This window comes from Paenibacillus sp. FW126-R14, assembly GCF_058789495.1.
Map to the genome: position 1 here is coordinate 38,877 of NZ_JBYTBS010000056.1, position 10,453 is coordinate 49,329.

Consider the following 10,453-nt stretch of genomic DNA (forward strand, 5'->3'; position numbering starts at 1 on the left):
AAGAAGGGAGGAGTAATCGATGGCTGTTGCCACTGCAGTGAAGGAAACTAAGAGTGACCGGATTTTTTTGATGATGAACTATGCTTTTTTGACTGTGGCTTTGATCGTGGTGCTGTACCCCGTCTTGTATATTATCAGCGCCTCGATGAGCGATCCCCAATATGTAAGCTCAGGCGAGATGTGGCTGTTTCCCAAGGGACTTAATTTTAAAGGCTACGGGCTTGTGTTCGACAATATTAAAATTTGGAACGGCTATGGGAATACGGTTCTGTATACCTTTATCGGTACTTTGCTGAACCTCGTCGTGACGCTGCCGGCTGCTTATGCGCTTAGTCGGTCGGACTTCGTAGGCCGCAAGTTTTTCATGGGCATGTTTCTGGTCACGATGTTCTTTAATGGCGGTCTCATTCCGACTTACTTGCTGGTGAAAAACCTTGGATTAATGAACTCTATCGGAGCATTAATTTTGCCGGTAGCGGCTTCGGTGTGGAATATCATCGTTGCCCGTACGTTTTTCGAGTCCAGTATCCCGAAGGAGCTTCATGAGGCTGCCTATATGGATGGCTGCACGAACTTCAAGCTGTTCGGCCTGATCATTATTCCGTTATCCGCCCCGATTATTGCGGTGATGGCGTTATTTTATGGCGTAAGTCATTGGAACAGTTATTTCCCAGCCTTGATTTACCTGAATGATGAGACGAAATATCCGCTGCAAATGGTGCTGCGCCAAATTCTCGTCCTGCAGGAAATGACGGCGGAGACCACCGGTGCTGCGGTCAGCGGCGACATGGCCGTCGCGATGAATAATAAGGCTGAGATTGCCGCACTTGTGAAGTATGTGGTCATCATCGTGTCCACCTTGCCCATCGTTGTGGTGTATCCGTTCCTGCAGCGCTATTTCGTACAAGGCGTTATGATCGGTTCCGTCAAAGGCTAGCAGCTCTTTACCAACATTACCTAGGAGGCAATACGCATGAAAATCACAAGACATCCCAATAACCCGATTGTCGTTCCGGGAGACTACGAATGGCGCAAAGTGACAGTGTTCAATCCTGCTGTTATTATCGATAACGACAAGTTCTACATGATCGAGCGCACGGCTGGCTCTCTAACCCCGTGCAAAAACTTCTTGGGTTTGCTGGAAAGCGAGGACGGCGTGAACTTCACTCATGTGAAAGATGAGCCTGTTCTGACGCCCGACGAGCTCGGCTTCCCATACGGAAGCGTACAGGACCCTCGTGTGGTTAAAATCGACGGGACCTTCTACATGAACTACGCGCTGCGTCCGTGTGCGATGAATTACTATCCGACCAATCGTGGCGTTCCGGAGAGATCCTTCCCGTCGTATCCAGACGGTTGGGGCGAGCAGGAAGTCCACTGGCGGACGCGCTCCTCGATCGTCAAGTCGACCAATCTGATCGACTGGGAATTTGTAGCGGATACGACTCCGCTGGAGATCAACGATCGCGATAACATTTTGTTCCCGGAGAAAATTAACGGCAAGTTCGTCCTGCTGCGCCGTCCGGAGGAATATATCGGGGAAGAATACGGTACGGAAAAGGCGGCAATGTGGATTACGTATTCGGAAGATTTGATTCACTGGGAAGAGCCGAAGCTGCTGGCCAAGGGCGAGAATCCGGCTTGGGAATCACGGAAAATCGGAGGCTCCACGCCACCAATCAAAACCGATAAGGGCTGGCTTGTGCTCTACCACGGCGTAGATGACGAGATTGTCTACCGTATGGGAGCGCTGCTGCTGGATCTGGATAACCCTGAGAAGGTCATTGCCCGCACGAAAAACTTCATCATGGAGCCGGAAACCTACTATGAGAAATTCGGCTACCAAATTCCGAACGTCATTTTCCCTACGGGCAATGTTGTGAAGGACGGATTGCTCTACATTTACTACGGAGTAACGGATACGGCGATCGCCTTGGCCACTGTGCCGCTGGACGAGCTGGTCGATTACATCCTTAACGAGCCTCAATAAATCTTAAGTCATGCCAAAAAGCTTGAGCCCTCATTACCTGAGGATTCAAGCTTTTTTTGTGCTGGAAGCGGGTGCGGGTTATTCCGGCTCCTTCTTGGCAGCGGTGAATAATTTGCGGTATTGTCCCGGCGTATAGCCTGTTTCTTTTTTGAATTTGCGGATAAAGTTCGGAGCGTCCAGATAGCCGACCTGTTCGATGATTTCTTTCAACGGAGCGGTGGTATTGACAAGCAGCCGAGTGACTTGGTCCATTCTTCTCTGCCAAATATATTGCGTAAAGTTATGGCCCACTTTCTCTTTGAAGCTGCGGCTCAGGTAGGAAATCGATACGGAATATTTCAAAGCGACATGCTCCAGGCTGAGCGTGTAATCGGCGAACTTCTGATCTACATAGGCGACGATATCATCGATTAAGGACGGCTGATCGGTTTCCGTATTGCGTTCGACCTGCTGGCAGATGCTGACCGCCAGGGAGGTTGAACGGACTTCAAGCTCCTCCAGCGTTTCGAAGACGGAGAAGTTCTGAATGCCGGCGAATACTTCGCTGACCCCGAGTTCATGAGCTGTCCGCAGCAGAGAGTTCAATAAATCGAAACAGATGCAGCGCAGTAATGGGGCAGGTACGGCGGCCTCCTTGATCTCGGCGATCAGATCGGCAATGACCTGAGTGGCTACTGTTTCGTTGCCCTGCTTCAAGCTTTGCTCCAGCTTAAGCATCAGCTTCTTCGGAATCCAGTAAGCTTCCGTCGGCGACGCAATCATATCCTGCAATTGCTCGAAGTAGGTCACCCGCCCGTTAGACCCCAGAATCCGGTTGTCTATGGCCGTGGCTGCCTCAATAAACGATTGGTTGATGCTGGCGAGGTCCGGATAGGGCATTCCGACTCCGAGATAAGGCACAATCGGAGCATGGCCGATGATCATGTCTTTGATTGCTTCGACGACCTTCTCAATCCGCGTCCGAACCGGCTCTTGCGCTTGGGCAGGGATGGAAAGAAGCAGAGCAAGCTGATCCTTCGCCGAAAATTCTACGCCGTACACGCGGGCCTGCAGATCCGGAAACTCAAGCTCGCTAAGCATCTCCTGCAGACGCTGCCGAATGTTCGAGGACTCCACGCCTTCGAGGTTGTCGTCCCAGGCTAGGATCAGGGATACGTATAATCCTTGTCCATGCGGGTATTCCAGCCCTGCGCCCGCTACCATGCGCTCGATTTCCGGATCATCCGGTTTGCCGTGCTTGAACAGCAGCAGCAGACACTGGTTGCGGACGAATGGTTCCTGGGTATCGATGCGGGCGCTGTAATCATGAATCGTTTGTTTAATCCAGTCCCATTCGTTCCGGGTCGTATCGTAATCGGGGCTCTTCCGCTTGGTGAACTCGATCAAATCCTGAATCGGATGATATTGCCGCTTAGCTAATATGATGGCTACGATAATGCCGAATAAGACCGTAATAAAGAATACGAGAAGGAACAGTGTTTGGATATGTACCACTTTACTAAAGAATTGATAGCTTGGAATGGCGGCTATATAGTTCCAGTTATTCTCTGTGGACCTTACTGAAACTACGGAGTGCTGGACGCCGTCGAGCTTCATGCTGTGTATGCCGGGCTCCAGAGAGGACAAGGAATCCAATACCTGCTGCGGAAGCGCGTTCCCATGGTTATTGGAGGTAAGCAGCTGTCCGTCCTGGGTGAAAATGTAACTGTTTCCGGAGAAGTTGCTGAGCATGGAGTCCATCACGCCGGTCAGCTTCGTCTCATCCACGAGATAAACGACAGTGGCCGTAGGGTAGAGATCGTTCGGCTTGATCGGGAAAAGGAGCGTCAGCATGGAATCTTTTCGCGAGTTAACGTTTACATTCTCGGCCGGGCGGATCATCGGCTGTTTAATCTCGTTCAGATCGCGGTATATTTGTTCGCTGCTCCAGTTGCCGTAATGGTAAAAATCCCCGAAAACTACATGCACATTCGTTAATCCGCGATACGAGTAAATATTTTCATCCTGATGGAAGTACAGAAACAAGTCTTCAAGAATGCTGCTGTTTGCCTTGTAATTGCCCAAGGCGTCGATTGCTTCCATCTCATAGTACGGACGATGCACCATGTAGGAGCTGAGCTGCTTGTCGTAGGCGATGCGGCTCGTAATTTGCTGCAGCTCGTTCATTCGTTCGTCTATCGTTGATTTCACTTGACTCAGCTGGTTGACGTTGGTTTGCTCGATCTCTCTGCGCAAATCGTTGATTGCGTTTTCATAGATGAATACCGTAACCCCGGTTAAGGGAACGAGAAACATCAGGATGTAGGATAACACATATTTAAGAAGCAGCTTCGACTTGAAGCTGTTCCAAGACATTCGGAAGCCGGACACGACGGATGATTTGAAGGATGATTTTGACATGAAGGCGCTCTCTCTCCCGCATTCTAGGTGTATATAGATAAACGAAATGCTGCTATTGTGTGCGTCTCCTCATTATGGATGAAAAATGATTTCATGTAAAGGAAGCGGGAGAAGGCTGGCATTAGCTATGTAGGAAGAAAAGGCCTGCGAGCTTTCCACTCGAAGCCTTTTCTTTTTGGATCAAGAAATTACCATACGAAAGCTGATGTGATGATTACCAAAAGAATAAAGAGAACCAAGATAGCTGCGCTTGAACGACCATAACCAATACCTTCACCATAACCTACTGCTCCCATGTGTACTCATTCCCCTCCGTGGATTTGTAATACAATATAATCATACGTTAGGTGAAAAGCATTTGATTGTGCTTATGTAACTATGTGGCATTCGTCATTCGGTTGAGGGCAGCTGCTTCTAATTCTGGCTTCTTTGCTTCTCCTGCTGTTCCAAATAGTTGCGCATCCGGCGCATATTCTCGGGGGCGTCCATAGGATCGGCAGCGATCATTTCAATGATGCAGAGCCGCCCGGCACGTTCCTTATCAGCTTGGGCGATGGCCTGGTCCAGCTCGCCACAGGTTCGGACAGTCACGGCAAACGCATCGCCTCCGAAAGCCTCGGCCAGCTTGGTGTACGACCAGCGCGGAATTTGGTTATATGGCTGACCCTCTGTTTTGACATTTAAATATTTCTCTATCGTATACCCATCGTTGTTCAAAACGAAAATAACGGGCTTGCATTCGTAATAAAGCATGGAACTGATCTCTTGGGCTGTTAACTGCAAGGAGCCGTCACCTGTAAAGAGCAGCACCCGCCGGTTGGGCTCAGCGATGCTGGCACCGTATGCCGAGGGTGTGGCATAACCGATGGACTCCCAGCCTCCCTGGGCGATATACGTGACATTGTGCGGCAGTCTTACCTCAGCCATCCCGTTATAAAAGGTACCCGTCTCAGCGATCACAATATCCCCCTCTTGCAGCATCTGCTGAAAACGAGGATAATAATTGGCCGCAGTTAGGGGCTCACCGGCACCGCCGATTATTTGGTCGTACGGGAATGCCGGTTTTCCCGACAAGCCTTGGCCTTTGTACCCGATCTTCTGCACGGCAAGCAGCATGTTGGCTGCGAGCACATTCGGATACTCCGCTTCTGCGACCTTGACCATGTCCGGTTGAATATCGACTGTAACTAGTGGGTTCAGCTTCGCAGTGAAGTTCGCGGTGTTATTGTCCGCCCATACCATGCCTACCGCAATGACGCAGTCTGCCTGTTCTACCGCCGTTTGGACGTCAGTACTTCCGAAAGAGCCTTCGTACATCCCGATATAATTCGGATGGGTTTCGTCGAATGCCCCCTTCCCGAACATCATGGTCGCAACAGGTACGTTCATGGCGTCGGCCAAATGCCGAACCGCTGACTCCAGGCCGAAGCGCATGGTTTTGACATCAACCAGAATAACCGGCCGGTGAGCTCGATCCAACAGCCGGCGGACATGTTCCGTTGCTGCTTGAAGGGTTTTCAGATTGGACGTCGGACGCGGTGCTGCCGGTTCGTTCCGGGCCATGACCGGCTTGCTCACTAAATCATTAGCCACAACGAGGTATACCGGCTTTTTCTTTTCCTTCGCCATGCGAATGGCGGCAGGAATTTCAAGCTCGGCGTTTTCCGGCGTCAGTACAGCGGTATAAGCCGTAATCAGCTCATATACTTTATGAAAGAGGTCGAAGTTTCCATTCATGAACGTATGGTGCATCAGCTTGTGTGCTTTTTGATCCTTCTCGGGAGGTGCACCTACGATGTGAATCAGTGGGACATTCTCGCTGTATGCTCCCGCTATCGCATTGCAGGCACTGAGCTCCCCGACCCCGAAAGTCGTGATCAGAGCGGACAGACCTTTGATCCTTGCATAACCGTCAGCCGCATAACCTGAGTTCAATTCGTTTCTTCCGCTAACAAACCGGATGCCATTATACTGCTCCAGCGCATCCAATAGTGTAAAATTGTAGTCTCCGGCAACGCCAAAAATTTCCGTAATGCCCTCAAGCTTCAGGCAATCAAACAAATACTGGCCAAGCGTTTTTTGCGCTGTTCCAGCTTGCGGGCCAGAGCTGCCCACTGCTGTCATCGTTCCCATCTCTGCTCACTCCCTGCCCTTTAAGTCTAGTCTTGTATAAGATTCCCTTTTTATTGGACTGGTTATTCATTAAGTGGCGATAACTAGGAAATTTTTCCTCTACTTCCATCGTAACCGGGTTACTTCAACCATTGCTGCACATAATTGACGAACCGTCTGGTGGCGGGCGACGCATCTTTCATGGAATGAACGGCAATGCCCAGCGATCGGTAATGATGATCCTCCAACTCCAGCGAATGGACGTTGTGATTCCTTCCCTGAAGGACCAGTTCAGGAAGTATGGAAATGCCCAGCCCGTTCTCCACCATTGCGATAATGGCATAATCGTCCCCAGACGAGAACTTCATGCGGGGCTTGAGCGACGATTGATCCAAGATGCGTCTGACATCGTAATCCGATCCTTCACGCTGAATGATGAACGGCTCCTTCTCAATTTGCGATAAAGGAAAGAAGGGGAGGTGACCCAGGGGATGCCCCATAGGCAAAATGGCCAACATGCGGTCTTTCTTCAGCGGGACTACATCAAAGCTTCCTCGTGCGGGAATGGTGATAAACCCGCAATCGACTTCCCCTGCTGCGATCCACTGCTCGATCTCTTCATAGTCGCCTTCCATCAGCTTAAATTCAATATTTGGATAGTCGTTCTGATACTGCTTTATCATGCCCGGAAGCCAATGAACAGACACACTCGTAAAAGTGCCGATGCGGATCGTTCCTGTTTCTAAGCCGTGGATCGAGGTCACAACCTGCTTCAATTGTTCGTTCCAATTGAGGATTTCCCGGATCGGCTTTAACAGCTGCTCGCCGTTCGCCGTTAATTTGACGCCGGATCGGCCACGGAGCAGAAGTGTGAATCCAAACTCCGATTCCAGACTGCTAATGGTATGGCTTACGCCCGATTGGGTGAATCCGAGCAGTTCGGCAGCCTTGGTCAGGCTTCCCACCTCGACGACTTTCATGAAAACCTCGTATTTGGCTATACTCAATGAAATCCGTCCCTTCCAATTTACATGAGTAATTCTCATGCATAGTATAATAAACATTCAGTATTCTTGTATATGGAGGTTTAGTATACTGTGGTAATAACGGTTACCATTTCAGCTAAGATAAGAAGCAGGAGGATCGGAATTGAAACGTCAAAAAGCAGAATGGTTGATGATCGCAGTAACATTATGTTGGGGATCCTCGTACCTGTTCATGCAGAATGGTCTGAATACCATCGCTGAGTTTAATTTAATCGCTTTGCGTTTCGGATTTGCTTTTCTTGTCACAGCAGCCCTTTTCTTTAAACATTTGCGGAAAACGGATTTGCCTACTATTAAATATGGAGCTTTACTTGGGTTCCTGTTGTTCTGTATTTTTACATGCATTACCTTTGGCTTGAAAACGACAACGACATCCAATGCCGGTTTTCTGGTTAGTCTAACGGTCATCTTCGTACCTTTAATTTACGTTTTTGTGTTTAAAAAAAAGCTGCATCCCAGCCTTATCATCGGCATCTGCCTCGCTTTTATCGGGATGGGACTCCTCACGCTGAACAGCAAATTGCAAATATATCCTGGTGATGTCTTATGCATTCTGTCAGCGTTATTCTACGCAGTCTATATCATCCTGACCGGAACCGTAGTTAAAGGCTCGGATTCATTAAATCTGGGCATTTTGCAATTAGGCTTTGCCGGTGCATTCGGGCTGCTCTTTTCGTTTATTTTTGAAACGCCTTCGCTTCCGGCCACTTTAAACGGATGGATCTCCATCCTGGTGCTTAGCCTGGTATGCAGCGCTTTTGGCTTTGTTGTTCAACCATTGGCTCAAAAGTATACGACTCCTACCCGGACCGGCTTGATTTTCGCGCTCGAACCGGTGTTTGCCGCTCTGTTTGGATTCTTGTTCGCCCATGAAATATTGCCCCTAAGAGGCTATATCGGTGCGGCGCTTGTTCTGCTCGGTGTTGTCGTATCCGATTGGCAAGGGAAGAGGAGGGAGCGTGAGCATACGCTTGGTACATAAAAGGCATTTCTACGTGTACACTTGTTTTGCGGAGGTAGAACTACAGGGCGCTATTTGGCGGGAAATAGCCCTTTTGGCAAGGGAAAGGGAAGTAGAGTCCGCAATTTCACCATTCCGAGCAGATCGTTCGATCATTGAAGGAAATAAAACCCTGCAGTTCCCCTTGGGCGCCCGATCTTCCACTTTTCGCCGAAATAAGGGAATGGAGTTCCACTGCTATGATGGACGATGGAGAGAGCCGGAACTTCCACTGCAGGTTGCGATTTCAAATAACGGTCGGAATCACGATACCCAATTCGCTCCCGAAGCTTTGTGTCAATCTTGAACTTCGCAGCAACTAGCGGTAGAATTCAAAGTGTGGGATTTACTTATTATTCCAATTGTTGCGAGGGTGGGGTGCAGCATGAAAAAATCACTTATTATAGCTGCGATTGGGGCTGTAGTTTGGATAGGCAGTGCAATATTAGGTTTATACATTCAAATAACCTCTACACCTTCACAGCCAACATTCGAAGAATCGCTTAAACCTTATAACCCAGCTCCATTCTTTATTTGTCTGTCAGTTGCAGGCATTGGCTTTGTAGTTGCTGTTATATCGGGTATTAAGTACCTGCTAGATCGGTATCGATGAACGAACGGAGAATTATCGTTGAGGGGCTTGCTTCGCGGCAGCTCTTTTTTTATTTTTCTTTGCAAATTTTTTCAAAACATTCGACGTCCTATGGTAAAATAAGGAGCAACGAATGAATCTGCAATCCCTAGTGTATGCATTTTGGGAGCCATTCGTCGCCGTTGGCCTGTGTTTGGGATTGCTTGTGTGGTTCCGTGAAAAATGGAATCGAAACGGGGCCTTTTTTCAACAGTTAGGCAGTGCTGCCTTTGGTGTGTATGTCATCCATGCGTTTATACTTGTCGCGGTATCCAAGAGTGCGTATGCACTATCTTTTCCTGCTCTCGTGAAATGGATGGCGGTCGGTACTGTCAGTGTAATGATATCTTTCGCCGTCTCCTACGGGCTGAGGAAAATTCCTGCGGTCAATAAGGTTCTATAGATGTCAGAATCCAAAAAGAGAACGAAACTGAAAAATCAGTTGCGTTCTCTTTTTACGTAGTAGTAGGCGGCCTTACCTCATCACATAAAACTATGGTTCATCGTATATTCCACCAAAAATGATTAGACGACTATACCCATGCATGATCATTGTATAAAACCTCCACGCTTTTTTAAAAAAGTCTAGCTTCTGTTCGCTAAAAACCTCTTCGCTATATCCTTCAAATGGAAAATCAATTGCGTAAGATAACATACAGCAAAATTCCTGCGAGAAAAAGTGTTGAGATCAATGAGATTAGCTTAAAGAAAGTTTCAACTCTTGATTTCATGTCGGTACCTCTTTAATAGTTGATAAACAACGCAGGAAAATTGGCGTTTATTCTTTTGTTTTATAAACAATAAGGATGGAACTTCGTTGGAGTCCGACATCATGTTTTCCTGTCTTCATGACAGAGCCGTAACATACATTAATAACCTGATCATCCGTCAACTCAGCCAAAAATTGATTAGCTCTCGACTCCGCGTAGGATGAATCCGTGTCCAAAAATTCTTTTACTTGAATCACCTTCTAAACCCCCTTCCGTGAAAATACATTAAATGTAAAAAAAAGCGAAAATACAACAAGACATTCCTCACGTCATGTGGAATGTCTTGCGTATTCCTCTGAAGATACCACCGAAAGAAATCGCTGTCAATTCATTGGTAAGGAATTTCCATCCATTTCCTGATGGGGTGGGACCACACCTATGTCTAGCTAGTCTCCGGTCGTCTCCATGCCTCGCTGCGGGGAACTACAGGGCGTGAGCGACCAATGGTAAAGTCGTGTAATTTAGCAGGTGGAACTCCTGCTTGGAAAGGCAAAAGCCATGCCG

The 10,453-nt window shown here is 48.3% G+C and carries 10 protein-coding genes; 5 read left to right on the forward strand and 5 right to left on the reverse strand.

Going from position 1 to position 10,453, the window contains the following annotated elements; genetic code table 11:
* Window positions 1-19: 19 nt before the first annotated feature.
* Entirely contained in the window at window positions 20-937 is a 918-nt protein-coding gene (locus AC3WRW_RS26805) for a carbohydrate ABC transporter permease (RefSeq protein ID WP_492549279.1), read from the forward strand.
* 36 nt (window positions 938-973) lie between these two features.
* Window positions 974-1,990 carry a glycoside hydrolase family 130 protein gene (locus AC3WRW_RS26810; RefSeq protein ID WP_492549280.1) on the forward strand — a complete coding sequence of 339 codons (1,017 nt, stop codon included), beginning with the start codon at window positions 974-976 and terminating at the stop codon, window positions 1,988-1,990.
* Between the two features lie 78 nt (window positions 1,991-2,068).
* Here AC3WRW_RS26810 and AC3WRW_RS26815 read toward each other — a convergent pair whose 3' ends face one another.
* The 4 genes from AC3WRW_RS26815 to AC3WRW_RS26830 form a co-directional block, all read right to left on the reverse strand.
* Window positions 2,069-4,390 (reverse strand): helix-turn-helix domain-containing protein, encoded by a 2,322-nt coding sequence (locus AC3WRW_RS26815; protein ID WP_492549281.1) that lies wholly within the window; start codon window positions 4,388-4,390, stop codon window positions 2,069-2,071.
* Between the two features lie 188 nt (window positions 4,391-4,578).
* Entirely contained in the window at window positions 4,579-4,686 is a 108-nt protein-coding gene (locus AC3WRW_RS26820) for a YjcZ family sporulation protein (protein WP_492549282.1), read from the reverse strand.
* A gap of 118 nt (window positions 4,687-4,804) precedes the next feature.
* Complete coding sequence (locus tag AC3WRW_RS26825; protein WP_492549283.1) at window positions 4,805-6,523, reverse strand: alpha-keto acid decarboxylase family protein; 1,719 nt, start codon at window positions 6,521-6,523, stop codon at window positions 4,805-4,807.
* Between the two features lie 119 nt (window positions 6,524-6,642).
* The gene (locus AC3WRW_RS26830) at window positions 6,643-7,509 is read right to left on the reverse strand and encodes a LysR family transcriptional regulator (RefSeq protein ID WP_492549284.1); all 867 of its coding nucleotides are present in this window, start codon (window positions 7,507-7,509) and stop codon (window positions 6,643-6,645) included.
* Window positions 7,510-7,651: 142 nt separating this feature from the next.
* Here AC3WRW_RS26830 and AC3WRW_RS26835 point away from each other — a divergent pair, with 142 nt between their 5' ends.
* The 3 genes from AC3WRW_RS26835 (at window position 7,652) to AC3WRW_RS26845 (ending at window position 9,582) form a co-directional block, all read left to right on the forward strand.
* Window positions 7,652-8,530 (forward strand): DMT family transporter, encoded by an 879-nt coding sequence (locus AC3WRW_RS26835; protein WP_492549285.1) that lies wholly within the window; start codon window positions 7,652-7,654, stop codon window positions 8,528-8,530.
* A 403-nt stretch (window positions 8,531-8,933) separates the two neighbouring features.
* Entirely contained in the window at window positions 8,934-9,161 is a 228-nt protein-coding gene (locus AC3WRW_RS26840) for a hypothetical protein (RefSeq protein ID WP_492549286.1), read from the forward strand.
* Between the two features lie 112 nt (window positions 9,162-9,273).
* Window positions 9,274-9,582 (forward strand): acyltransferase family protein, encoded by a 309-nt coding sequence (locus tag AC3WRW_RS26845; protein ID WP_492549287.1) that lies wholly within the window; start codon window positions 9,274-9,276, stop codon window positions 9,580-9,582.
* A 375-nt stretch (window positions 9,583-9,957) separates the two neighbouring features.
* Here AC3WRW_RS26845 and AC3WRW_RS26850 read toward each other — a convergent pair whose 3' ends face one another.
* A complete protein-coding gene (locus tag AC3WRW_RS26850; protein ID WP_492549288.1) occupies window positions 9,958-10,146 on the reverse strand; it encodes a sporulation protein Cse60 in 189 nt (62 codons plus the stop codon).
* Between the last annotated feature and the right edge of the window lie 307 nt (window positions 10,147-10,453).